General features: G+C 65.2%; 22 protein-coding genes and 1 tRNA gene. 8 read left to right on the top strand and 15 right to left on the bottom strand.

The genetic code is table 11. The features are described 5' to 3' along the window. Positions 1 to 62: 62 nt before the first annotated feature. The 5 genes from AC07O3_RS00955 to AC07O3_RS00935 all read left to right on the top strand — a co-directional run bounded on the left by AC07O3_RS00955 (position 63) and on the right by AC07O3_RS00935 (position 6,886). Positions 63 to 2,594 carry a PAS domain-containing sensor histidine kinase gene (locus AC07O3_RS00955; protein WP_093052292.1) on the top strand — a complete coding sequence of 844 codons (2,532 nt, stop codon included), beginning with the start codon at positions 63 to 65 and terminating at the stop codon, positions 2,592 to 2,594. Then, positions 2,591 to 3,223, top strand: a complete 633-nt coding sequence (locus AC07O3_RS00950; RefSeq protein ID WP_012747279.1) for a response regulator transcription factor — start codon at positions 2,591 to 2,593, stop codon at positions 3,221 to 3,223. The genes AC07O3_RS00955 and AC07O3_RS00950 overlap by 4 nt, the downstream gene beginning before the upstream one ends. Before the next feature lie 76 nt (positions 3,224 to 3,299). Continuing rightward, entirely contained in the window at positions 3,300 to 4,151 is an 852-nt protein-coding gene (gene folD / locus AC07O3_RS00945; protein ID WP_495338358.1) for a bifunctional methylenetetrahydrofolate dehydrogenase/methenyltetrahydrofolate cyclohydrolase FolD, read from the top strand. 5 nt (positions 4,152 to 4,156) lie between these two features. Beyond that, complete coding sequence (locus AC07O3_RS00940; protein WP_426392612.1) at positions 4,157 to 6,214, top strand: M3 family metallopeptidase; 2,058 nt, start codon at positions 4,157 to 4,159, stop codon at positions 6,212 to 6,214. 30 nt (positions 6,215 to 6,244) lie between these two features. Continuing rightward, positions 6,245 to 6,886: a glutaredoxin family protein gene (locus AC07O3_RS00935; protein WP_093078067.1), complete on the top strand. Its 642-nt coding sequence runs from the start codon at positions 6,245 to 6,247 to the stop codon at positions 6,884 to 6,886. 28 nt (positions 6,887 to 6,914) lie between these two features. On the opposite strand, the gene rpiA is transcribed toward AC07O3_RS00935, so the two are convergent. Then, on the bottom strand, positions 6,915 to 7,619 hold the full coding sequence (gene rpiA, locus AC07O3_RS00930) for a ribose-5-phosphate isomerase RpiA (protein ID WP_093176623.1): 705 nt from the start codon (positions 7,617 to 7,619) through the stop codon (positions 6,915 to 6,917). 40 nt (positions 7,620 to 7,659) lie between these two features. On the opposite strand from rpiA, the gene AC07O3_RS00925 reads away from it, so the two are divergent. Beyond that, positions 7,660 to 8,748 carry a quinone-dependent dihydroorotate dehydrogenase gene (locus AC07O3_RS00925; RefSeq protein ID WP_495338357.1) on the top strand — a complete coding sequence of 363 codons (1,089 nt, stop codon included), beginning with the start codon at positions 7,660 to 7,662 and terminating at the stop codon, positions 8,746 to 8,748. A gap of 22 nt (positions 8,749 to 8,770) precedes the next feature. On the opposite strand, the gene AC07O3_RS00920 is transcribed toward AC07O3_RS00925, so the two are convergent. The 14 genes from AC07O3_RS00920 to uvrB all read right to left on the bottom strand — a co-directional run bounded on the left by AC07O3_RS00920 (position 8,771) and on the right by uvrB (position 20,058). Then, a complete protein-coding gene (locus tag AC07O3_RS00920; RefSeq protein ID WP_495338356.1) occupies positions 8,771 to 9,490 on the bottom strand; it encodes a phage holin family protein in 720 nt (239 codons plus the stop codon). 54 nt (positions 9,491 to 9,544) lie between these two features. After that, on the bottom strand, positions 9,545 to 9,841 hold the full coding sequence (locus tag AC07O3_RS00915) for a glycine zipper domain-containing protein (RefSeq protein WP_093052316.1): 297 nt from the start codon (positions 9,839 to 9,841) through the stop codon (positions 9,545 to 9,547). Positions 9,842 to 9,993: 152 nt separating this feature from the next. After that, complete coding sequence (locus AC07O3_RS00910; protein WP_495338355.1) at positions 9,994 to 11,097, bottom strand: NAD(P)/FAD-dependent oxidoreductase; 1,104 nt, start codon at positions 11,095 to 11,097, stop codon at positions 9,994 to 9,996. 35 nt (positions 11,098 to 11,132) lie between these two features. Next, positions 11,133 to 11,255, bottom strand: a complete 123-nt coding sequence (locus tag AC07O3_RS00905; RefSeq protein ID WP_093052323.1) for a stereocilin — start codon at positions 11,253 to 11,255, stop codon at positions 11,133 to 11,135. Positions 11,256 to 11,416: 161 nt separating this feature from the next. Continuing rightward, a tRNA-Val gene (locus AC07O3_RS00900) sits at positions 11,417 to 11,491 on the bottom strand. A 75-nt stretch (positions 11,492 to 11,566) separates the two neighbouring features. After that, complete coding sequence (dnaQ, locus tag AC07O3_RS00895; protein WP_093052326.1) at positions 11,567 to 12,274, bottom strand: DNA polymerase III subunit epsilon; 708 nt, start codon at positions 12,272 to 12,274, stop codon at positions 11,567 to 11,569. After that, positions 12,274 to 12,612, bottom strand: a complete 339-nt coding sequence (gene fdx / locus AC07O3_RS00890; protein WP_007828193.1) for an ISC system 2Fe-2S type ferredoxin — start codon at positions 12,610 to 12,612, stop codon at positions 12,274 to 12,276. The genes dnaQ and fdx overlap by 1 nt, the downstream gene beginning before the upstream one ends. 9 nt (positions 12,613 to 12,621) lie before the next feature. Further along, entirely contained in the window at positions 12,622 to 14,484 is a 1,863-nt protein-coding gene (hscA, locus tag AC07O3_RS00885; RefSeq protein WP_495338354.1) for a Fe-S protein assembly chaperone HscA, read from the bottom strand. A 4-nt stretch (positions 14,485 to 14,488) separates the two neighbouring features. Beyond that, positions 14,489 to 15,007, bottom strand: coding sequence for a Fe-S protein assembly co-chaperone HscB (hscB, locus tag AC07O3_RS00880; RefSeq protein WP_495338353.1), 519 nt, complete (start codon positions 15,005 to 15,007; stop codon positions 14,489 to 14,491). A 63-nt stretch (positions 15,008 to 15,070) separates the two neighbouring features. Then, positions 15,071 to 15,394, bottom strand: a complete 324-nt coding sequence (gene iscA / locus AC07O3_RS00875; protein ID WP_007828190.1) for an iron-sulfur cluster assembly protein IscA — start codon at positions 15,392 to 15,394, stop codon at positions 15,071 to 15,073. Position 15,395: 1 nt separating this feature from the next. Continuing rightward, positions 15,396 to 15,815 carry a Fe-S cluster assembly scaffold IscU gene (gene iscU / locus AC07O3_RS00870; protein WP_093052335.1) on the bottom strand — a complete coding sequence of 140 codons (420 nt, stop codon included), beginning with the start codon at positions 15,813 to 15,815 and terminating at the stop codon, positions 15,396 to 15,398. Between the two features lie 50 nt (positions 15,816 to 15,865). Then, positions 15,866 to 17,086, bottom strand: coding sequence for an IscS subfamily cysteine desulfurase (locus tag AC07O3_RS00865; RefSeq protein ID WP_093052338.1), 1,221 nt, complete (start codon positions 17,084 to 17,086; stop codon positions 15,866 to 15,868). 84 nt (positions 17,087 to 17,170) lie between these two features. Next, a complete protein-coding gene (iscR, locus tag AC07O3_RS00860) occupies positions 17,171 to 17,707 on the bottom strand; it encodes a Fe-S cluster assembly transcriptional regulator IscR (RefSeq protein ID WP_007828186.1) in 537 nt (178 codons plus the stop codon). 233 nt (positions 17,708 to 17,940) lie between these two features. Further along, positions 17,941 to 20,058 carry an excinuclease ABC subunit UvrB gene (uvrB, locus tag AC07O3_RS00855; protein ID WP_354337832.1) on the bottom strand — a complete coding sequence of 706 codons (2,118 nt, stop codon included), beginning with the start codon at positions 20,056 to 20,058 and terminating at the stop codon, positions 17,941 to 17,943. Positions 20,059 to 20,163: 105 nt separating this feature from the next. Between uvrB and AC07O3_RS00850 the strand changes: the two genes are divergently transcribed. Beyond that, positions 20,164 to 21,360 carry an amino acid aminotransferase gene (locus tag AC07O3_RS00850; RefSeq protein WP_495338352.1) on the top strand — a complete coding sequence of 399 codons (1,197 nt, stop codon included), beginning with the start codon at positions 20,164 to 20,166 and terminating at the stop codon, positions 21,358 to 21,360. A 157-nt stretch (positions 21,361 to 21,517) separates the two neighbouring features. After that, positions 21,518 to 22,948, top strand: coding sequence for a polyhydroxyalkanoate depolymerase (locus AC07O3_RS00845; RefSeq protein ID WP_440534154.1), 1,431 nt, complete (start codon positions 21,518 to 21,520; stop codon positions 22,946 to 22,948). Positions 22,949 to 22,956 lie beyond the last annotated feature (8 nt).

The raw sequence follows: 22,956 nt of genomic DNA, 5'->3' as shown, positions 1-22,956 counted from the left end.
AGCGAGCTCATCCCACGGCAGCCCACATCGCTTCCGGGAGGGGCTTCACCTAAACTCGGGTGATGCCTCTTTCCTCCCCGCTGGCCGTTGCCCGCAGTGCCTCACCCCTGTCCTGGTGGCGCAGGTGGTGGCGCCGGCAGACGCCGGTGCTGCAGGACGCGGTCGCCATGCTCGCGCCGATGGCGGCTGTGCTGTTGTTTCTTGCCGCCATCGTTTCCGCCTTCTGGTACCTGCGCACTGAAGAAGTCGAGCGCGAGCAGGAGTCGGTGCGCCGCGACGTCGAATACGCCCAGCAGCGCATGCGGCTGCGGCTGCTGGAGCGGCAAGAGCAGTTGATGCGCATCGCGCGCGATGCCTCTAACCGCGAGATCGACCCGGTCGAATTCACCAGCCGCGCCGAGTCCCTGGTGAGCCAGTTCCCCGAACTGCAGACCATCACCTGGATCGACGACCGCCGCCGCTTCAAGGCCGGCTATGCGGCGCCCAGCGTGCACCCGGCGCAGCAGCACCTGATCGGCGATGTGCTGCGCCCCGGCGACATCGAGAGCAACTACGCGCTGGCGCGCGAACTGCGCCAGCCGGTGTATTCGCAGCCTGTGGCCGGAGGCGATCCAGCGGCGATGCTGCAGTTGCACATTCCCCTTTTCGACCAGGGCCTGTTCGCGGGCGTGGTGCTGGGCGAGTTCTCGGTCGACGGGCTGCTGCGCTACGGCATGCCGTCCGAGGTCCAGGCGCGCTACGCGGTGTCGCTGCTCGACGCCAAGGGCCATGTGATCGCCGGCAACACCACCAACCTGAAAGACAGCGGCACGCGCCTGCTGCCCTGGAGCGAGCGAACCAACGAGTACGAAGTGCCGGTATCGCCCGTGGGCAATGCGCTGGTGCTGCGGGCGCAGGCCTACCGCACCTCGCAGGGCGTGGTCGGCAACGGCCTGTTCTGGCTGGTCTGCGCTCTCAGCGTGCTCACGAGCTGGATGCTGATCGGCACCTGGCGCCACACGCGGCGACGGCTCCAGGCACAGCAGCGGCTGGTGGCCGAGACCAATTTCCGCCGGGCAATGGAAAACTCCATGCTCACGGGCATGCGCGTGCTCGATCTGCAAGGGCGCATCACCTACGTGAACGCCGCCTTCTGCGCCATGACGGGCTGGAGCGAGGAAGAACTGGTCGGCCAGACGCCCCCCTTCCCCTACTGGCTCGAGTCCGACCGCGAGGTCATGAACGAGCGGCTGGAAGAAGAGCTGCACGGCCGCGCCCTCCCCGGCGGCTTCCAGGTGCGCGTAAAGCGCAAAAATGGCAGCGTGTTCAACGCGCGGCTGTACGTGTCACCACTGATCGACGCGCGCGGCCACCAGACCGGCTGGATGACGTCGATGACCGACATCACCGAGCCCACGCGCATCCGCGAGCAGTTGTCGGCCTCCTACGAGCGCTTCACCACCGTGCTGGAAGCGCTCGACGCAGCGGTGTCGGTCGCCCCCATCGGCAGCGAGGAACTGCTGTTCGCCAACAAGCTGTATCGCCTGTGGTTCGGCTCGGACACCGTGGGGCACCTGGGCATGGTCGCGCAAGCAGGCGTGCCCGCATCCAATGCACACGACGAAGGCCTCGACGACGTGGACCCGTATGCCGGCCTGCCCATCGACACGCTCACCGCCGCGCAGACTGCCAACAACGAAATCTTCGTGCCCCACCTCGGCAAGTGGCTCGAAGTGCGTTCGCGCTACCTGACCTGGGTCGACGGCCGCCTGGCTCAGCTCGTCATCGCCACCGACATCACGCCGCGCCGCGACGCCGAAGAGCAGGCCGCCGCGCAGGCCGACAAGGCCCAGGCCGCAAGCCGCCTCATCACGATGGGCGAAATGGCGTCGAGCGTGGCGCACGAGCTCAACCAGCCGCTGACCGCCATCACCAACTACTGCAACGGGATGATGTCGCGCATCAAGGGCCAGTCGATCGACACTGAGGCCCTGCTCGCCGCGCTCGAAAAGACCTCGAAGCAGGCGCAGCGCGCGGGCCAGATCATCCAGCGCATCCGCTCCTTCGTGAAGCGCAGCGAACCCAACCGCACGCCGGCCGACGTGGCCACCATGGTGAGCGAGGCGGTCGAACTCGCCGGCATCGAGCTGCGCCGACGCAACGTGCGCCTGAATCACTACGTGGCCGCGCGGCTGCCGGTGGTGCGCGTCGACCCGATCCTCATCGAGCAGGTGATGGTCAACCTGCTGAAGAACGCCGCCGAATCCATCGACATCGCCGACCGCCCGCTGGCGCGCCGCAGCGTCGAGCTGCGCGTGCTGCCCAAGGTGATCGAGGGCCACAACGCCATCGAGTTCTCGGTGCAGGACACGGGCAAGGGCCTGGCTCCCGAAGTGATGGACCGGCTCTACGAAGCCTTCTTCTCGACCAAGCCCGAAGGCATGGGCATCGGGCTGAATCTGTGCCGCACCATCGTCGAGTCGCACCGCGGCCGGATGCAGGCGGAGAACATCTACAATGGCCCGGATGTGATCGGATGCCGCTTTTCCTTCTGGATTCCGGTGTTGGACGCTATCAGTTCCGTAGCTAGCGACGAGGCAAAGGTACCTGCATGAGTTTGATTCCGAAGAAGGGCACGGTCTATGTCGTCGACGACGACGAAGCCGTACGCGATTCGCTGCAATGGCTGCTCGAAGGCAAGGACTACAGAGTCCGCTGTTTCGATTCCGCCGAATCCTTTCTCTCCCGATACGACCCGCGCGAAGTCGCCTGTTTGATCGTCGACATCCGCATGGCCGGCATGACCGGCCTCGAATTGCAGGATCGGCTGATCGAGAGGCGCTCCCCGCTGCCGATCGTGGTCATCACCGGCCACGGCGACGTGCCGATGGCGGTCGACAGCATGAAGAAAGGCGCGATGGATTTCATCCAGAAGCCCTTCAACGACGAAGAGCTGGTCACGCTGGTCGAGCGCATGCTCGAACACGCACGCGGCGCCTTCACGCAGCACCAGCAGTCGGCCAGCCGCGACGCGCTGCTGTCCAAGCTCACGGGCCGCGAGGCGCAGGTGCTCGAACGCATCGTCGCCGGCCGCCTGAACAAGCAGATCGCCGACGACCTTGGCATCAGCATCAAGACGGTCGAGGCGCACCGCGCCAACATCATGGAAAAGCTCAACGCCAACACCGTGGCCGATCTGCTCAAGATCGCCCTGGGACAGGCGGCGCCCGCTGCCAAGGCCTAGAAGCTATCCGGCAGATAGCGACGAATGAATCCCACGCCTGCGCAAGCGGGCGTTTTTACTTGGAAAATCGAAACCGATGACCGCCCAACTGATCGACGGCAACGCCCTCGCCAAAACCATTCGCGCCGAAGTTGCCGGCCGCACTGCCGCACTCAAGGCCCGTGGCGTGAACCCGGCCCTTTCCATCATCCTCGTGGGCGAAGACCCGGCCAGCCAGGTCTATACGAAGCACAAGGTCAACGACAGCGCCCAGACCGGCCTGGAAGCCACGCTCGAAACCTACCCCGCCGACATGAGCGAGGCCGATCTGCTGGCCCGCATCCGCACCCTCAACGACGACCCGAAGGTGCACGGCATCCTGGTCCAGCTGCCACTGCCCAGGCACATGGACAGCCAGAAGGTCATCGAGACGATCTCGCCCGCCAAGGACGTCGACGGCTTTCACGTTGCCAGCGCCGGTGCGCTGATGACCGGCGCCCCGGGCTTCTGGCCCTGCACGCCGCACGGCTGCATGAAGATGCTCGAATCCATCGGCTACGACCTGCGCGGCAAGCACGCCGTGGTCATCGGCCGCAGCAACATCGTCGGCAAGCCGATGGCCATGATGCTGCTCGCCAAGAGCGCCACCGTGACCATCTGCCACAGCGCCACGCAAGACCTGGGCACCATCACGCGCCAGGCCGACGTGATCGTCGCGGCGGTGGGCAAGCTCAATCTCCTGACCGCAGACATGGTGAAGCCGGGCGCGGTCGTCATCGACGTGGGTATGAACCGCAAGGAAGACGGCAAGCTGGCCGGCGACGTCGATTTCGACGGCGTGAAGGAAGTGGCCGGCTGGATCACGCCCGTGCCCGGTGGCGTCGGCCCCATGACGCGCGCCATGCTTCTGGCAAACACCCTTGAAGCGGCCGAACGCGCCGCCAAGTAACTTTCATGGCCATGACGAACAATCCTCTCCTCGATTTCAACGATCTCCCGCTGTTCGATCGCATCAAGCCCGAGCACGTCGCGCCCGCCGTCGACGCGCTGCTGGCCGATGCCGAGACCGCGCTGCAGACCGTGACGGCGCCCGGCTTTCCCGCTGACTGGAATGCGATCTCGAAGGTGCTCGACGTGGCCTCCGAACGTTTCAGCCGCGCTTGGAGCGCCGTCGGCCACCTCAACGCAGTGGCCGACACGCCCGAATTGCGCGCCGCCTACAACGAAGCCATGCCGCGCGTGACCGCCTTCTGGACCCGGCTGGGCTCCGACGAGCAGCTGTACGCCAAGTACAAGGCCATCGACGTCGCCACGCTCAACGCAGAGCAGCGCCAGGCGCATCGCAATGCCGTGCGCAACTTCGTGCTGGGCGGCGCCGAGCTGCAGGGCGACGCCAAGAAGCGCTTCGCCGAGATCCAGGAGCGCCAGGCCGAGCTGAGCCAGAAGTTCAGCGAAAACGCACTCGACGCAACCGATGCCTTCGCCTACTACGCCGCGCTCGGCGAACTCGAAGGCGTGCCCGAAGACGTGGTGAGCGCCGCGCGCGCCGCCGCAGAGGCCGATGGCAAGGAAGGCTACAAGCTCACGCTGAAGATGCCGTGCTACCTGCCGGTAATGCAGTTCGCCAAGAGCAGCGCGCTGCGCGAGAAGCTCTACCGCGCCTACGTCACCCGCGCCAGCGAGTTCGGCGACGCCGCCTTCGACAACACCGCGCTCATCACCGAAATCCTCGCGCTGCGCGAGGAAGAAGCGAAGCTGCTGGGCTACAGGAACTACGGCGAACTCTCGGTCGTGCCGAAGATGGCCGAGTCGCCCGAGCAGGTCGTCAAGTTCCTGCGCGATCTCGCAATCAAGGCCAAGCCCTATGGCGAGCGCGACCTGGCCGACCTGCGGGTCTTCGCCTCGGAGCAGTTGAGCATCACCGACCCCCAGCCCTGGGACTGGAGCTACATCGGCGAGAAGCTCAAGGAGGCGCGCTACGCCTTCAGCGAGCAGGAGGTGAAGCAGTACTTCCCCGCGCCGAAGGTCATGGCCGGGCTGTTCAAGATCGTCGAGACGCTGTTCGAGGTGTCGATCCGCCGCGACTCGGCGCCTACTTGGCACCCGAGCGTCGAGTTCTACCGCATCGAACGCGCCGGCCAGAAGGTCGGCCAGTTCTATCTCGACCCTTCTGCCCGCGCCGCCAAGCGCGGTGGTGCCTGGATGGACGACGTGCGCGCCCGCTGGCTGCGCCCCGACAACGGCGCGCTGCAAACCCCCATCGCGCAACTGGTGTGCAACTTTGCCAGCGGCGTCGACGGCAAGCCGCCGCTGCTCACGCATGACGACGTGACCACCCTCTTCCACGAGTTCGGCCACGGCCTGCACCACATGCTCACCCAGGTGAACGAGCGCGACGTCTCGGGCATCAGCGGCGTCGAGTGGGATGCAGTCGAGCTGCCGAGCCAGTTCATGGAAAACTTCTGCTGGGAGTGGGATGTGCTCAAGCACATGACCGCCCACGTCGACACCGGCGAACCGCTGCCCCGCGCGCTGTTCGACAAGATGACCGCTGCCAAGAACTTCCAGAGCGGCCTGCAGACGCTGCGCCAGATCGAGTTCTCGCTGTTCGACATGCTGCTGCACACCGAGTACCACGCGGCCGCCGCCAAGACCGGCGACGTGATGGCGCTGCTCGGCAAGGTGCGCGCCGAGGTGGCGGTGATGCCCTCGCCGCCGTTCAGCCGCACGCCGAATACTTTCAGCCACATCTTCTCGGGCGGCTACGCAGCCGGCTACTACAGCTACAAGTGGGCCGAGGTGCTGAGCGCCGACGCCTACGCGGCCTTCGAGGAAACCGTGGGCGCCGACGGCGAGCCGAACATCGAAACCGGCCGCAAGTACCGCCAGGCCATCCTGGAGGCCGGCGGCAGCCGCAGCGCCATGGATTCGTTCAAGGCTTTCCGGGGCCGCGAACCCCAGCTTGATGCGCTGCTGCGACACCAGGGCATGGCGGAGCCCCAGCCCGCTTGATGCGGCGCTGAAGCTTGCGATACTCGGGCGATGCATCCGATTTACAAATTCTCACTGCATCGCCTGACCGGCCTGGCCTTGGTGCTCGTTGCCACGGGCGCCATGGCACAACAGGTCTATCGCCAGGTCGACAAGAATGGCAAGGTCACGTTCTCGGACCGCGCCCCCACGGCCAGCACCGAGCCGGCCTCGGCCTCGCAAGGCGGCTCCACCACGCCGGCGAATGCGGGCCTGCCCTACGAGCTGCGGCAAGTGGCTCAGCGCTACCCCGTCACGCTGTACAGCAGCGACGAATGCGGGCCGTGCAGCACGGCTCGCTCGCTGCTCATTACGCGGGGCATTCCGTTCGAGGAACGCACCGTCAAGAGCAACGAGGAAATCGAGGCGCTGCAGCGCCTGAGCAGCCAGAGCTCGCTGCCATTGCTGACCATCGGGTCGCAGCAGCTCAAGGGCTTCTCGGATGTCGAGTGGTCGCAGTACCTCGACGCAGCCGGCTACCCCAAGAGCAACAGCCTGCCTGCCGGTTACCGCAACGGCCCCACGCGACCGCTGGTCGCGCAGCAGGCAGCACCCGCGCCCCGTGCCGCCGCAGCACCGGCCGCACAGCCGGCGCCGCCGCCCCCCGCATCGAGCGAGCCGAGCCCGAGCAACCCCGCCGGCATCAAGTTCTGAACCAGGCCGCTCACGCGGCCTTTCATTCCTAGGCGCCGAACTGCAGCGTCTTCACGCCAGTCGAGGTGCCCAGCAGGCACACGTCGGCCTTCTGGTGCGCGAAGACGCCGACCGTCACCACGCCCGGCCACTGGCTCACTTCGGACTCGAAAGCCAGCGGATCGGTGATTCGAAGGCCCGTCACGTCGACGATGTGCTGGCCGTTGTCCGTGACCAGCGGCAGGCCGTCTTTCTCGCGCACCTGGGCGATGCCACCCATGCTGGCGAACTGGCGCATCACGCGGCGCGCGGCCATCGGAATCACTTCCACCGGCAGCGGAAAGGCGCCCAGCACCTCTACCAGCTTGGATGCGTCGGCAATGCAGACGAACTTGCGCGACTGGGCCGCGACGATCTTCTCGCGTGTGAGTGCAGCACCGCCGCCCTTCACCATGAACCCGCGGTGGTCGATTTCGTCCGCGCCGTCGATGTAGACCGCCAGCTCTTCCACCTCGTTGCTGTCGAACACCGGAATGCCGAGGGCGCGCAGTCGCTCGGTCGAGGCGACCGAGCTGGAGACGGCGCCCTTGATCTCGTCCTTGATGGTGGCCAGCGCATCGATGAACTTGTTCACCGTCGAGCCGGTGCCGACGCCGACGATCTCGCCCTTGACCACATAGGCCAGCGCGGCAAGGCCGACCTGGGCCTTGAGTTCGTCCTGAGAAAGAGGGGTTGGGGAGGCGGGTGCAGTCATCGCGGAGAATCCTTGGCTCATTGAAGCCCCGAATTATCCGATGCCCCTGCTGATGCCCTCCTCGCTCTACGGCCTGGCCCGCCCTTTCCTGTTCGGTTTCGACCCCGAGCATGCCCACGAAATCACGCTGGACGGGCTGGCGCGCACCCAGAACACGCCGCTGGCCTGCGCTTACTCGGCGCCCCGCGTCGACGACCCCGTCCAACTCGCCGGGCTGACCTTTCCGAACCGCGTGGGCCTGGCGGCCGGGCTCGACAAGAACGCCCGCTGCATCGACGCCTTTGCCGCCATGGGGTTCGGCTTCGTCGAGGTCGGCACGGTGACGCCGAAGGCCCAGCCGGGCAATCCCAAGCCGCGCATGTTCCGCCTGCCGCAGCGTGACGCGCTGATCAACCGACTAGGCTTCAACAACGAAGGGTTGGATGCCTTCCTGGCCAACGTGCAGAAGGCGCGCTTTCGCAAGGGCAGCAATATCGGCGGGAACGCGAAGTCGCCGATGCTGCTGGGCCTCAACATCGGCAAGAACGCCGCCACGCCGATCGAGCGTGCGGTGGACGACTATCTGATCTGCCTCGACGGCGTGTACCCGCATGCCGACTATGTGACGATCAACATCTCGAGCCCCAACACAGCCAACCTGCGCACGCTCCAGAGCGACGAAGCTCTCGATGCACTGCTCGGCGCGGTGGCCGAGCGGCGCGAGACGCTGGCAACACGCCACAACAAGCGCTCGCCGCTGTTCGTGAAGATCGCGCCCGATCTCGACGAAGCCCAGGTGGCAGTCATCGCCGCTACGCTGAAGCGCCACGGCATGGACGGCGTGATCGCCACCAACACCACGCTCGCGCGCGATGCCGTCAAGGGCCTGCCGCATGCCGAAGAAGCGGGTGGACTGTCGGGTGCACCGGTGCGCGAGGCAAGCAACCGTGTGATCGCTCAATTGCGCGCGGCGCTGGGCTCGGGCTTTCCGATCATCGGGGTGGGCGGCATCCTCAGTGGCGCGGATGCAAAGGCCAAGATCGCCGCTGGTGCGGACGTGGTGCAGATCTACACCGGCCTGATCTATCGCGGACCGGCGCTGGTCCGCGAAGCAGCTCAGGCGCTGCTGCGCGATCGCAGCAAGGCCTGAGAGCTTTTTCTTTCTTTCCTCTTCAGCGCATGCGCCAGAGCACTGGCGCGATGACCGCAGCCCAGCGCAGCAGGCGCCTCGGCTTGATCACCACCACGGCCGCCGCGGCAACGACGCCGGTGGCCACCGGATGCGCACGGGCGATGCGCAAGGCCGCAGCAGCAGCCGATTCATTGGGCGGAGGCGCTTCGCCTTCGCCCGAGCCGCCCGCAGGCTGTGCCTCGCGTCCACCCTGCAGCGTCGCGATCCGCTCGCGTTGACGCTCCATGCGCGCCAGCAACTCTTCGCGCGTGGCCGGCCGCGGGGGGCGCGGCGCTTCTTCGTCCTGCTCCGGATCCTTGCCCAGGCCGAAGCTGTCCTGGACCCAGGCCCAGTCGCGCTCGAACTCGTGGCGTGCCGGCACGAAGCTGTTGGAGGCATTGCGCAGGGTCAGCAGCAAGCCGACGGCGGCTGCCAGCCAGAGCACGATCCACACGCCTGCCACCGACCACGCAGCGGTGATGCGGTACGGTGTTTCCCAGAAATGAACCACCACCGCCACGGACAGCAAGGCCACCGTGACCGTGGTGAGCCCCAGCACGGCCAGACTGAAGATGAGCATCAGCTTGAGGCGCTGCTTCTCGTCCTCCCAGGCCATGCGCAGCAATTGCACCCGGTCTTCGGCCGCCAAGGCGCCTTCGGCCGCGGCAATGCGCAGCCGGCGAATCCGGGCGTTCAGCCCGAACAGGGACAGCAGCCTCATGGGCTGGCTCCGGCCATGTCCGGATGAACGATCTTGCTGCCGTGCGCGCTCAGGTCAGCGGCGGCCAAGCAGCAGGCCCACCAGCACGCCGACGGCCAGTGCGGCACCGGCGATCTGCCATGGTTCGTCGTGGGCGTAGGCGTTGGCGGAGGTGGCCGCTTCACGGGCCTTCTTGGCGGCGAGCTTGCTCTTCTCGGCCGCGAGTTCGCGTGCGATGGCCAGCTTGGTGTCGATGCGCTGGCGCAGCGCCTTGATGTGGGGAACCGAATCCAGGTCCTTGCTTGCCAGCACGCCGCGCACGTCGCTTGCAATGTCTTCGGCTGCTGCTTCAAGATTTTGGGATGCACTCATTGGAAACTTTCCTCCGTGATGACACCGGCACCGCGCCGGCGGCTTCGCGCCAGCAAATGGCGTGCTGTCATGTTACAGGCTCAAAAGACCCTCAGGCGCTACAGATGTGCAGACTTTGACGCGAGATGCCACTTCGTGACGTGCAAAGCGCTTCACGCGTCCGCCAGCAAGCCGGCCACATGGCGCCCGATGGCCAGGCTGCTCGTGAGGCCTGGCGACTCGATGCCGAAGAGATTGACCAGCGCCGGCACACCGTGCGATGCAGGTCCGTCAATCATGAAGTCGGCCGCCGGCTCGCCCGGGCCCGAGATCTTCGGCCGCATGCCCGCGTAGCCCGGGATCAGGGCGCCGTCGGGCAGCGCGGGCCAGTACTTGCGCACCTCGGCATAGAAGCCCTCGCCGCGGGCCGGGTCCACCACAAGTTCACCGGCCGAAGACACCCACTGCACATCGGGCCCGAACTTGGCCTGGCCGCCCAGGTCGATCGTGAGGTGCACGCCCAGCCCACCCGGCTCGGGCACGGGATAGATCAGACGCCCGAACGGCGCTCGCCCCGACAAGGTGAAGTAGTTGCCCTTGGCGAAGTATTCCCTGGGCACCGCCGAGGCCGGCAGGCCCTCGAAGCGCCGCGCCAGCGCAGGGGCACCGAGACCCGCTGCATTGACCACGCTGCGGCAACGCAGCGCAGTGCCATCCTCAGCCATCAGGACGATGGCGCCATCGCCGCATTCGGCACGCACGATGGGCGATTTCAGTGCCAACATGCCGCCCGCATTCTCGAGGTCGCCGAGCAGGCTCAGCATGAGCGAGTGGCTATCGACGATGCCTGTGCTCGGCGAATGCAGCGCCGCCACGCAATGCAGCTGCGGCTCCATCGCCACAGCCTGCTGCGCGGTGATCAACGTCAGATCACCGACGCCGTTCGCAGCCGCCTTCGTCCGGATGACATCGAGCTGGTCCGCCTGCTCGGGCAAGGTCGCCACGATCAGCTTGCCGCAGCGCTGATGCGGCACACCACGCTCCGCCGCGTAGGCGTACAGCATTTCCTTGCCCTCGACGCACAGCCTCGCCTTGAGCGAGCCCTGCGGGTAGTAGATGCCGGCGTGAATGACTTCGCTGTTGCGCGAACTCGTCCCCGTGCCGATGGCACCTTCGGATTCGAGCACCAGCACTTCCCGGCCCGCGAGCGCCAAGGCGCGCGCCACTGCCAGCCCCACCACACCAGCGCCGATGACAGCGCAATCTATTTCGTCCATCGCGCGAGCTTAGCGCGGCTTGCTCGCGGATTTCCTCATTGCACGGAGGGCGGCGGCTCCGGATCGGTGGGTTCGTCGGGTGGCGTCTCGGCCCCTTCGTCGGGCTCGACGGGCAGGTTCGGCGTGACGGGGGTCGGAAGATCTGGATGAGTGGCCATGGCGGTGCTCCTTGCCCCTCAGTTCTAGGCCGCCACTACGGGAAGTTCAACAGCCCTTGGCTGCACTTGCCGTCGGTGCAGGCCGACAGTTCAGTCGATGAATGAAGTCGGCGCGACAAACGAAAACGGCACCCGAAGGTGCCGTAAGTCGTTGCTTTGAATGGTGGGCGGTGGAGGTTTCGAACCTCCGACCCCAGCAGTGTGAATGCTGTGCTCTACCCCTGAGCTAACCGCCCGAAACGCTGCTGTTTGACTGCAGCGTTCTGAAAACGTATCGCGTTGTGCGAAGCCTCAGATTATGCCATAGCTTTTCAGCCGTTTTCGCGAAACAGCGTGCGACCGCCGCTCGATTTGTCGAGTTGCCCCAACACCGCTTCGTGCGCGGTCAGCTCGTGCTCGGCGGCCAGGATCACCGGCAGCTCGAACTGGCTCAGGTCGATGGCCACCACGGTGGTGCCCAGCTGAGGCTCGTTCGAAGCCACATCGATCAGCAGCGCATCCTGCCCTCGCGTGAGGTTGATGTAGACGTCGGCCAGTAGTTGCGCGTCGAGCTTGGCGCCGTGGAAGGTTCGGTTCGAGCGGTCGACACCGAAGCGGTCGCACAGCGCATCCAACGAATTGCGCTTGCCCGGGTACACCTGCTTGGCCATGGCCAGCGTGTCGGTCACTTCGCTGACGAAGGTGCGCAGCGGCGGCAAACCGGCACGCTCGAATTCCTTGTTGAGAAAGCCGACGTCGAAGGCCGCGTTGTGAATGATCAGTTCGGCATCGCGCAGGTATTCGACGATGTCGTTGGCCAGGGTGGCGAACTTCGGCTTGTCGCGCAGGAAGTCAGTCGTCAGGCCGTGGACCTTGAGCGCGTCCTCGTGGCTCTCACGCTCGGGGTTGAAGTAGATGTGCAGGTCGTTGCCGGTGAGCTTGCGGGCGAACAGCTCCACGCAGCCGAGCTCGATGACCCGGTCGCCGTTCTCCGCAGAGAGGCCGGTGGTTTCGGTATCAAGAACGATCTGGCGCGACATCAGTGGTTTTCCTTGGCGTGGTTGATCGAGTACTTCGGAATCTCGATGGTCACATTCTCCTGCGCCAGGATCGATTGGCAACTCAGGCGCGACTGCGGCTCCAGACCCCAGGCGCGGTCGAGCAAGTCTTCTTCGCCCTCTTCCGCCTCGTTCAGCGAGTTGAAGCCCTCGCGCACGATCACGTGGCAGGTGGTGCAGGCGCAGCTCATCTCGCAGGCATGCTCGATGTTGATGTCGTTGTCGAGCAGCGCCTCGCAGATCGAGGTGCCGGCGGGCGCGGTGATTTCAGCGCCCTGCGGGCAGTACTCGGGATGCGGGTAGATCTTGATCGTGGGCATGTTGTTGTTCTAGAGAGATTCGACCTTGCGGCCGGCAAGTGCGCGCGCAATGCCCGCGTTCATTCGCTGTGCGGCAAAGGCTTCGGTGTCGTCGGCCAGCTTCTTGGTGGCAGCCTCGATGGCGGCGGCCTCGTTGCTGCCCTTGGCGGTTTCACGCAACTGCGCCATCGATGCGTCTATGACGGCGCGCTCTCCGTCGCTCAGCAGGTCGCCGTCGGCATCGAGCGCGCTCTGCGTGGCGAGCAACATGCGATCGGCATCGACGCGCGCCTCGACCAGCGCACGGGCCAGCATGTCCTGCTGCGCCGTGGAAAAGCTCTCCTGCAGCATGGTCGCGATCTGGTCGTCCGACAGACCGTATGACGGCTTGACCGCCACGCTGGCTTCGACGCCGCTGCCCTGCTCCTTGGCACTCACGCTCAGCAGACCGTCTGCGTCGACCGTGAAGGTCACGCGGATGCGTGCCGCGCCGGCCGCCATCGGCGGGATACCGCGCAGCGTGAAGCGCGCGAGGCTGCGGCAGTCGGCCACGAGATCGCGCTCGCCCTGCACCACGTGCAGTGCCAGCGCGGTCTGGCCGTCTTGATAGGTCGTGAAGTCCTGAGCCATCGCGGTGGGGATGGTCTGGTTGCGCGGCACGATGCGCTCGACCAGACCGCCCATGGTCTCGATGCCGAGTGAGAGCGGGATCACGTCGAGCAACAGCAGCTCGCCCGCGCCGTTGTTGCCGGCGAGCTGGTTGGCCTGGATGGCAGCACCGAGGGCCACGACTTCATCAGGGTTCAGGTTGACCAGCGGCTCGCGGCCGAAGAACTCGGCGACGGCGCTGCGGACCTGCGGCATGCGGGTGGAGCCGCCGACAAGCACGATGCCCTGCAGGTCGTCGGGCTTGAGCTTCGCGTCGCGCAGTGCCTTGCGGACGGCAGCAATGGTGCGATCGGTGAGCGGCCGCGTGGCGGTGTAGAACTGTTCGCGGGTCAGGTCGAACGAAGCGGTCTTGCCTGCCACGTCAGCCTTGAACAGGGCCGATTCCGAATCGGTCAGCACCTCTTTCGCGGCCCGTGCGGCGACCAGCAACGCGGCCTTGTCGGCATCGCTGCCGGCTTGCAGGCCCGTCTGCGCGAGCACGAAGCCGGCCAGCGCGTGGTCATAGTCGTCGCCGCCAAGGGCCGAGTCGCCACCCGTGGCAATCACTTCGAACACACCCTGCGTGAGCCGCAGGATCGAGATGTCGAAGGTGCCGCCGCCCAGGTCGTAGACCGCGTAGACACCTTCGCTCGCGTTGTCGAGGCCATATGCGATGGCGGCCGCCGTGGGCTCGCTGATAAGGCGAAGCACGTTGAGGCCGGCGAGTTGCGCGGCATCCTTGGTCGCCTGGCGCTGGCCTTCGTCGAAGTACGCCGGCACGGTGATGACGGCACCGTAGAGCTCGTCGTCGAAGGTGTCCTCGGCACGAAAGCGCAGCGTGGCCAGGATCTCGGCGCTGATCTCGACCGGCGACTTCTCGCCCGCCAGGGTCTGCACCTGCACCATGCCGCCATCGCTGCTGCCGATGCGGTACGACATCGCTTCGCGGTTCGCGATGTCGGCCAGGCCGCGACCCATGAGCCGCTTCACCGAAGTGATCGTGTTGGCCGGATCCTGGGCGCGCGCTGCCAGGGCATCGAAGCCGATCTGGCGACGGTCGTTCTCAAGGTAGCGCACGGCCGAAGGCAGCAGCACGCGCCCCTGGTCGTCGGGCAGGCATTCGGCCACGCCATTGCGCACCGCGGCCACCAGCGAATGGGTGGTGCCGAGGTCGATGCCCACGGCAATGCGACGCTGATGCGGGTCGGGCGCCTGGCCGGGTTCGGAAATCTGAAGAAGAGCCATGCCTCTATTGTCCCAACTGATCGAATTTGGCTTCGACGTCCTGTCCGAAGCGCTCAATGAACATGAGGGCTCTCACCTGCTGCGCGGCGGCGGGGTAGTCGCCTTTTTCGTCGATCAGCCAGTCGAGCGACGACAGTGCGCGGGCGCGGGCGGCCTCGACCTCGGCCTGGAGTTTTTCAAGCGAAGCGGCGTCTTCGACATCGTCGAGCGCTTCGCGCCACTCCATCTGCTGCATGAGGAACTCGGGCGGCATCGCCGTGTTGTTCTCCGCGTTCAGCGGCGCGCCGTGCATCTCGCAGATGTAGCTGGCGCGGCGGATCGGGTCTTTCAGGCGCTGGTAAGCCTCGTTGATGCGCACCGACCACTGCATGGCCACACGTTGCGCGGCGGCGCCCTGCGCGGCAAAGCGGTCCGGGTGGGCTTCGCGCTGCAGCTCTTTCCAGCGCGCGTCGAGCACGGCGCGGTCCTGCGCGAAAGTCGCCGGGACGGCAAACAGTTGAAAGTCGGTGTCGTTCAGATTCATGGCAAGAAAAAACCGCCAGCACATGACATGGTGGCGGCTGTTGTCGCGGTCAGCGACGGCGCATCAGATGCGAAAACTTTCCCCGCAGCCGCAACGGTCGCGTTCGTTGGGGTTGATGAACTTGAAACCCTCGTTCAGGCCCTCGCGCACGAAGTCGAGCTGCGTGCCGTCGATGTAGGCCAGGCTCTTCGGGTCGACCAGCACCTTCACGCCGTGGTCTTCGAACACCACGTCTTCAGGCGTGAACTCGTCCACGTACTCGAGCTTGTAGGCCAGGCCGGAGCAGCCCGTGGTCTTCACGCCCAGCCGCACGCCCACGCCCTTGCCCCGTTTGCCGAGGTAGCGGGTGACGTGTCGCGCAGCGGCTTCGGTCAGCGTGACGGCCATGTCAGTGAACAGCTTCGGCAGCAGCAGCTTCGGTCTTGACGCCGTGCTTGGCCTTGTAGTCGCTCACGGCGGCCTTGATCGCGTCTTCGGCCAGGATGGAGCAGTGGATCTTCACGGGCGGCAGCGCCAGTTCTTCGGCGATCTGCGCGTTCTTGAGCGCAGCCGCTTCGTCGAGCGTCTTGCCCTTGACCCATTCGGTCACGAGCGACGACGACGCGATGGCCGAGCCACAGCCGTAGGTCTTGAAGCGCGCGTCTTCGATCACGCCGGTTTCGGGGTTGACCTTGATCTGCAGCTTCATCACGTCGCCGCAGGCCGGCGCGCCGACCATGCCGGTGCCTACCGAGTCGTCGCCCTTTTCGAAGGAACCGACGTTGCGGGGATTTTCGTAGTGGTCGATGACCTTGGAAGAATATGCCATGGTGTACCTCTCAAACTTTGTTCAATCGTGGAGCCTGGTGCGGGCCTGCGTCAGTGGGCCGACCACTGGATCGTGCTGATGTCGACGCCGTCCTGGAACATCTCCCACAGGGGGCTCAGCTCGCGCAGCTTGGCAACGTTGTGCTTGATGGTCGAAATGGCGTAGTCGATTTCTTCTTCGGTCGTGAAACGGCCGATGGTCATGCGAAGGCTGCTGTGGGCCAGCTCGTCGCTGCGGCCCAGGGCGCGCAGCACATAGCTGGGCTCCAGGCTGGCCGAGGTGCAGGCCGAACCCGACGACACCGCCAGGCCCTTGATGCCCATGATCAGCGACTCGCCTTCGACGTAGTTGAAGCTCATGTTCAGGTTGTGCGGCACACGATGTTCGAGGTCGCCGTTGATGAACACCTGCTCGACATCCTTCAGGCCGTCGAGCAGACGCTTCTGCAGGCGGCGCGCATGGGCGATGTCGTCCTTCATTTCGAGCTTGGCGATGCGGTAGGCCTCGCCCATGCCGACGATCTGGTGTGTGGGCAAGGTGCCCGAACGCATGCCGCGTTCGTGACCGCCGCCATGCATTTGCGCCTCGAGCCGCACTCGCGGCTTGCGGCGCACGTACAGCGCGCCGATGCCCTTGGGGCCGTAGGTCTTGTGCGAGGCGAGGCTCATCAGGTCGATGGGCAGCTTCGTGATGTCGATGTCGACCTTGCCGGTGGCCTGGGCCGAATCGACGTGGAAGATGATGCCCTTTTCGCGGCAGACATTGCCGATCGCGACCACGTCCTGGATCACGCCGATTTCGTTGTTCACGAACAGCACGCTGGCCAGGATGGTGTCAGGGCGGATCGCGGCCTTGAACTTTTCAAGGTCGACGAGGCCATTTTCCTCGACGTCGAGGTAGGTGACTTCGAAGCCCTGGCGCTCGAGTTCGCGCATCGTGTCGAGCACGGCCTTGTGCTCGGTCTTCAGGGTGATCAGGTGCTTGCCCTTGCCCTTGTAGAACTGGGCCGCGCCCTTGAGCGCGAGGTTGATCGATTCGGTCGCACCCGACGTCCAGACGATTTCGCGGGGATCCGCATTGATCAAGTCGGCGACCTGGCCACGCGCCTTCTCGACCGCCTCTTCAGCCTCCCAGCCCCATGCGTGGCTGCGTGACGCCGGATTGCCGAAGTGTTCGCGCAACCAGGGAATCATGGCGTCGACCACACGCGGGTCGACCGGCGTGGTCGCGCCGTAATCGAGATAGATCGGGAAATGAGGAGTTACGTCCATGGCTGGCTCGTGCTGGCGTGGGGGTTGTTTTTTGATCTGGGCTGCTCAAGGTGGCGCCCGAAGGCGCCGCCGGGGACTCAGTACTCAGGACTTGGCGAAGGCGTTGCCGAGGGCGAACACCGAATTCGGTGCGTTCACGCGGATCGGCTTGACCACCGGCTGGGCCGAGATCGCACGCTTGACGACCGGCTTGTTCTCGATCTGCACGCCCTTGGCGATCTGGTCGTCGACCAGCTTCTGCAGCGTGACGGAGTCGAGGAACTCGACCATGCGCTGGTTCAGCGAGGCCCAGAGCTCGTGCGTCATGCAGCGGCCGGCTTCGCCGAGGCAGTTTTCCTTGCCGCCGCACTGGGTGGCATCGATGGGTTCATCGACGGAAACAATGATGTCGGCAACAGTGATGTCCGCGGCCTTGCGACCGAGGCTGTAGCCGCCGCCGGGGCCGCGAGTCGACTCGACCAGCTCGTGACGGCGCAGTTTGCCGAACAGCTGCTCAAGGTACGACAACGAAATCTGCTGCCGCTGGCTGATCGCAGCCAGCGTGACCGGACCGGTGTTCTGACGCAACGCCAGATCGATCATTGCTGTGACCGCAAAACGGCCTTTGGTAGTGAGACGCATCGCAAGCTCCTTCAAGTGCTTACCGTTGAAATGACACCGTGGTCCTGGACCGCGGTGACTTCGTCTCCGCCCTGCCCGACCCTTGACGCTGGTGAACCAGTCGGTAGGAGTCGGTCCTTCATCGCGAAGTTCTTTTCTTGTTGTTGACTGTTTCGCTCAAGTATAACAGAAGCCCCCGAGGTCTGCTGGGGTAAACCCCAGCGTGGTTCGCTTGAAGAATGCGAACGTCTGACCTACTGCGGCGAGATCGCGATGTTGTCGCCGCCCGACGCCCCGAACGCCTGCTCCCGCAGCAGCGCCAACTGGTCCCGCACCCGGGCCGCCTTCTCGAATTCGAGGTTGCGGGCGTGCTCCAGCATCTGCTTTTCCAGCCGCTTGATCTCCCGGGCGATGTCCTTTTCGCTCATGTCCTCGACCTTGGCGCGTTCCAGGTCGAGCTTGGCCATTTCCTTGCCCGTTTTCTCGCTGTAGACGCCGTCGATCAGGTCGCGCACCTGCTTGACGATGCTGCGCGGCGTGATGCCGTTGGCTTCGTTGTAGGCGATCTGCCGGGCACGGCGGCGCTCGGTTTCGCCGATGGCCTTCTTCATCGACTCGGTCATCCGGTCGGCGTAGAGGATGGCCTTGCCGTTCAGGTTCCGCGCTGCGCGGCCAATGGTCTGGATCAGCGAGCGCTCTGCGCGCAAGAAGCCTTCCTTGTCGGCGTCGAGGATCGCCACCAGCGATACCTCGGGAATATCCAGCCCCTCGCGCAGCAGATTGATGCCCACCAGCACGTCGAAGGTGCCCAGGCGCAGATCGCGCAGGATTTCCACTCGCTCGACCGTGTCGACGTCACTGTGCAGGTAGCGCACCTTCACCCCGTTGTCGCCCAGGTAGTCGGTCAGCTGCTCGGCCATGCGCTTGGTCAGCGTGGTGATGAGCACGCGCTCGTTCTTGTCCACGCGCACGCGGATCTCGCCCAGCACATCGTCCACCTGATGCGTGGCGGGCCGCACCTCGACCTCGGGGTCGATCAGTCCGGTGGGCCGCACCAGCTGTTCGACCACGTTGCCGGCATGGTCCTTCTCGTATTGCGCCGGCGTGGCCGAAACGAAGATGCACTGGCGCATGCGCTTTTCGAACTCCTCCATCTTGAGCGGCCGGTTGTCCAGCGCACTCGGCAAGCGGAAGCCGTACTCGACCAGCGTGGTCTTGCGCGCCCGGTCGCCGTTGTACATGGCGCTGAGCTGGCCGATCATCTGGTGACTTTCGTCGAGGAACATCAGCGCGTCCTTCGGCAGGTAATCGGTCAGCGTGGCCGGCGGGTCGCCTGGCGCAGCGCCCGAGAGGTGGCGCGTGTAGTTCTCGATGCCCTTGCAATGGCCGATTTCGGCGAGCATTTCGAGGTCGAAACGGGTGCGCTGCTCCAGCCGCTGCGCCTCGACCAGCTTGCCCGCCCCCACCAGCTCCTTGAGTCGATCGCCCAGTTCGATCTTGATGGTTTCCACCGCCGCCATGACCTTGTCGCGCGGCGTGACGTAATGGCTCGACGGATACACGGTGAAGCGCGGCACCTTCTGGCGGATGCGGCCGGTCAGCGGGTCGAAGAGCTGCAGCGACTCGATCTCGTCGTCGAACAGCTCGAAGCGGATCGCCAGCTCGCTGTGCTCCGCCGGGAACACGTCGATGGTGTCGCCCCGCACGCGAAAGGTGCCGCGGGCAAAGTCCTGCTCGTTGCGCAGGTACTGCATGCGGATGAGCCGCGAAATCAGGTCGCGCTGGCCGACCTTGTCGCCGACGCGGGCAATCAGCCGCATCTCCATGTAGTCCTCGGGCGTGCCGATGCCGTAGATGGCGCTCACCGTGGCCACGATGACCGTGTCGCGCCGCTCCAGCACGCTCTTGGTGGCCGACAGCCGCATCTGCTCGATGTGCTCGTTGATCGATGAATCTTTCTCGATGAACAAGTCGCGCTGCGGCACGTAGGCCTCGGGCTGGTAGTAGTCGTAGTAGCTCACGAAGTACTCGACGGCGTTCTTCGGGAAGAACTCTCGGAATTCGCTGTAGAGCTGCGCCGCCAGCGTCTTGTTGGGCGCAAACACGATGGCCGGGCGGCCCAGCCGGGCGATCACGTTGGCCATGGTGAAGGTCTTGCCCGAACCGGTCACGCCCAGCAGGGTCTGGAACACTTCGCCGTCGATCACGCCCTCGACCAGCCCCTCGATCGCTTTCGGCTGGTCGCCGGCCGGCGGATAGGGCTGGAAAAGCTCGAAAGGCGAGTCCGGATAGCGGATGAATTCCCCCTGTTTCGCCGGCCCGATCGGGTCCAGTTTCTTCAGGTCTGCTATGGCTTCGTTGTTCTCTGGCATGGCTGTTCCCGACAGGTGGCGCTCGCGCCGGTAAAATTCAAGGCAACCGGAAAGGATAAAGCCTCCTCCGGTTGCAGCGAAGCTTTCATCCCAAAGGACCTTTCCATGTCTATGTTCACCGCGGTCGAAATGGCGCCGCGCGACCCGATCCTCGGCCTCAACGAGCAATTTGCAGCCGATACCAACCCCAACAAGGTCAATCTCGGCGTCGGCGTCTATTACGACGACAACGGCAAGCTGCCACTGCTGCAGTGCGTGCAAGCGGCAGAGCAGAACATGATGAAAGCGCCCACGGCGCGCGGCTACCTCCCCATCGACGGCATCGCCGCATACGACAACGCTGTCAAGGCGCTGGTCTTCGGCGCCGACAGCGAACCCGTCACCTCGGGCCGCGTGGCCACCATCCAGGCCATCGGCGGCACTGGCGGCCTGAAGGTCGGCGCCGACTTCCTGAAGAAGCTCAACCCCAACGCCAAGGTGCTGATCAGCGACCCGAGCTGGGAAAACCACCGCGCGCTGTTCACCAACGCCGGCTTCGAAGTCGAAAGCTACCCCTACTACGACGCCGCCAAGCGCGGCATCAACTTCGACGGCATGCTGGCCGCGCTCAACGCAGCCCCTGCCGGCACCATCGTCGTACTGCACGCCTGCTGCCACAACCCGACCGGCTACGACATCACGTCGCAGCAGTGGGACCAGGTCGTCGCCACTGTCAAGGCCAAGGGTCTCGTGCCTTTCCTCGACATGGCCTACCAGGGCTTCGGCTACGGCCTGAAGGAAGACGGCGCCGCCGTCGCCAAGTTCGTCGATGCCGGCCTGACCTTCTTCGTCTCGACCTCGTTCTCCAAGAGCTTCAGCCTGTACGGCGAGCGCGTGGGCGCCCTGTCGGTGCTGTGCGAGAGCAAGGAAGAAGCCGGCCGCGTGCTGTCGCAGCTCAAGATCGCCATTCGCACCAACTACAGCAACCCGCCCACGCACGGCGGCGCTGTGGTGGCCGCGGTGCTCGGCAACCCCGAACTGCGCGCCCTGTGGGAGCAGGAGCTGGGCGAGATGCGCGTGCGCATCAAGGCCATGCGCCAGAAGCTGGTCGACGGCCTCAAGGCCGCCGGCGTGAAGGAAGACATGAGCTTCATCACCACGCAGATCGGCATGTTCAGCTACTCGGGCCTGAGCAAGGACCAGATGGTGCGCCTGCGCAATGAGTTCGGCGTGTACGGCACCGACACCGGCCGCATGTGCGTGGCCGCGCTCAACAGCAAGAATATCGAGTACGTCTGTGCCTCGATCGCCAAAGTCATCTAGGTGACAGCAAGGTGTGAGGGAATCGCCTTCGCGACGATTCCTTCACATTCTGCGGAAGAAGGCTCCTCGCGGCGGGGCCGATGTAGGGGTTAGGCCCCCTGCAATGCAGCGAATGCGCTGATATATTGCACCGCAACATTCCACTCCAAGACCAGCGATGCTCTATCAACTCTACGAAGCCCAGCGTTCCCTGATGGAGCCGTTCTCGGACTTCGCACAGGCTGCCTCCAAGCTCTACGGCCAGGGCGCCGTGTGGGGCCAGCTGCCCATGGCCCAGCGCATGGCCGCCGGCTACGACCTGCTCTATCGCCTCGGCAAGGACTACGAGAAGCCCGAGTTCAACATCAAGTCCGTCAAGGTCGACGGCGAAGAGGTCGTGATCCAGGAGGCTGTCGAACTCGACAAGCCGTTCTGCGAGCTGCGCCGCTTCAAGCGCTTCACCGACGAGCCGCACATTCTCAAGACGCTCAAGAGCCAGCCCGTGGTGCTGATCGTGGCGCCCCTGTCGGGCCACTACGCCACGCTGCTGCGCGACACCGTGCGCACCATGCTGCAGGACCACAAGGTCTACATCACCGACTGGAAGAACGCGCGCCTCGTGCCGCTGTCCGAAGGCGAGTTCCACCTCGACGACTACATCAACTACGTGCAGGAGTTCATCCGCCGCCTGCAGGCCGAATACGGCAACTGCCACGTGGTGAGCGTGTGCCAGCCGACGGTGCCGGTACTCGCGGCCGTGTCGCTCATGGCCAGCCGCGGCGAACAGCTGCCGCTGACCATGACCATGATGGGCGGCCCCATCGACGCACGCAAGTCGCCGACCGCGGTGAACAACCTCGCGATGAACAAGAGCTACGAGTGGTTCGAGAACAACGTGATTTACCGCGTGCCGCAGGGCTTTCCGGGCGCGGGCCGCAAGGTCTACCCTGGCTTCCTGCAGCACACCGGCTTCGTGGCGATGAACCCCGACCGCCACGCCAGCAGCCACTACGACTACTTCAAGGACCTGATCAAGGGCGATGACGCCAGCGCCGAGGCCCATCGCAAGTTCTACGACGAGTACAACGCCGTGCTCGACATGGACGCCGATTACTACCTCGAGACCATCCGCACCGTGTTCCAGGAGTTCGACCTGGTCAACGGCACCTGGGACGTCAAGAACCCCCAGGGTCAGGTGGAGCGCGTGCACCCGCAGGACATCCACTCGACCGCCCTGCTCACGGTCGAAGGCGAACTCGACGACATCTCGGGCTCGGGCCAGACCGAAGCGGCGCACAGCCTGTGCACCGGCATCGCCAATGACAAGCGCGAGCACTACGAAGTCAAGGGTGCCGGCCACTACGGCATCTTCAGCGGCCGCCGCTGGCGCGAACTGGTCTACCCGAAGGTGCTGAAATTCATCGCGGCCAACGACCAGCCCCAGAGCCGCGCCGGCAACCGCGGCGGCCTGGCCGCCGAAGACAGCATCAAGCCCGGCCGCAAGGTGCCCGCCGTCGCGGCCAAGAAACTGCCGGCAAAGAAGGCCACGGCCGTGGCAGTGAAGAAGCCCGTCGCGCGCAAGAAGCCCGGCACCGGTGCGGCGCGCTGAAGAAGCGC

The sequence above is a fragment of the Variovorax sp. GW821-FHT09D05 genome (assembly GCF_059416325.1).
Note: the sequence above shows the minus strand (reverse complement) of the source record. Positions and strands in the feature narration are given on the sequence as shown.

Bases quoted from the DNA above. Each gene is read 5' to 3' on its own strand.
- fdx (WP_007828193.1), bottom strand. From the start codon at position 12,612: ATGCCCACGATCAAGATCTACCCGCATCCCGAGTACTGCCCGCAGGGC.
- iscU (WP_093052335.1), bottom strand. From the start codon at position 15,815: ATGGCATATTCTTCCAAGGTCATCGACCACTACGAAAATCCCCGCAAC.
- folD (WP_495338358.1), top strand. From the start codon at position 3,300: ATGACCGCCCAACTGATCGACGGCAACGCCCTCGCCAAAACCATTCGC.
- AC07O3_RS00915 (WP_093052316.1), bottom strand. From the start codon at position 9,841: ATGAGTGCATCCCAAAATCTTGAAGCAGCAGCCGAAGACATTGCAAGC.
- iscR (WP_007828186.1), bottom strand. From the start codon at position 17,707: ATGCGTCTCACTACCAAAGGCCGTTTTGCGGTCACAGCAATGATCGAT.
- AC07O3_RS00910 (WP_495338355.1), bottom strand. From the start codon at position 11,097: ATGGACGAAATAGATTGCGCTGTCATCGGCGCTGGTGTGGTGGGGCTG.
- dnaQ (WP_093052326.1), bottom strand. From the start codon at position 12,274: ATGTCGCGCCAGATCGTTCTTGATACCGAAACCACCGGCCTCTCTGCG.
- hscA (WP_495338354.1), bottom strand. From the start codon at position 14,484: ATGGCTCTTCTTCAGATTTCCGAACCCGGCCAGGCGCCCGACCCGCAT.
- iscA (WP_007828190.1), bottom strand. From the start codon at position 15,394: ATGGCCGTCACGCTGACCGAAGCCGCTGCGCGACACGTCACCCGCTAC.
- AC07O3_RS00845 (WP_440534154.1), top strand. From the start codon at position 21,518: ATGCTCTATCAACTCTACGAAGCCCAGCGTTCCCTGATGGAGCCGTTC.
- AC07O3_RS00905 (WP_093052323.1), bottom strand. From the start codon at position 11,255: ATGGCCACTCATCCAGATCTTCCGACCCCCGTCACGCCGAACCTGCCC.
- hscB (WP_495338353.1), bottom strand. From the start codon at position 15,007: ATGAATCTGAACGACACCGACTTTCAACTGTTTGCCGTCCCGGCGACT.
- AC07O3_RS00925 (WP_495338357.1), top strand. From the start codon at position 7,660: ATGCCCCTGCTGATGCCCTCCTCGCTCTACGGCCTGGCCCGCCCTTTC.
- rpiA (WP_093176623.1), bottom strand. From the start codon at position 7,619: ATGACTGCACCCGCCTCCCCAACCCCTCTTTCTCAGGACGAACTCAAG.
- uvrB (WP_354337832.1), bottom strand. From the start codon at position 20,058: ATGCCAGAGAACAACGAAGCCATAGCAGACCTGAAGAAACTGGACCCG.
- AC07O3_RS00920 (WP_495338356.1), bottom strand. From the start codon at position 9,490: ATGAGGCTGCTGTCCCTGTTCGGGCTGAACGCCCGGATTCGCCGGCTG.
- AC07O3_RS00850 (WP_495338352.1), top strand. From the start codon at position 20,164: ATGTCTATGTTCACCGCGGTCGAAATGGCGCCGCGCGACCCGATCCTC.
- AC07O3_RS00865 (WP_093052338.1), bottom strand. From the start codon at position 17,086: ATGGACGTAACTCCTCATTTCCCGATCTATCTCGATTACGGCGCGACC.
- AC07O3_RS00950 (WP_012747279.1), top strand. From the start codon at position 2,591: ATGAGTTTGATTCCGAAGAAGGGCACGGTCTATGTCGTCGACGACGAC.
- AC07O3_RS00955 (WP_093052292.1), top strand. From the start codon at position 63: ATGCCTCTTTCCTCCCCGCTGGCCGTTGCCCGCAGTGCCTCACCCCTG.
- AC07O3_RS00940 (WP_426392612.1), top strand. From the start codon at position 4,157: ATGGCCATGACGAACAATCCTCTCCTCGATTTCAACGATCTCCCGCTG.
- AC07O3_RS00935 (WP_093078067.1), top strand. From the start codon at position 6,245: ATGCATCCGATTTACAAATTCTCACTGCATCGCCTGACCGGCCTGGCC.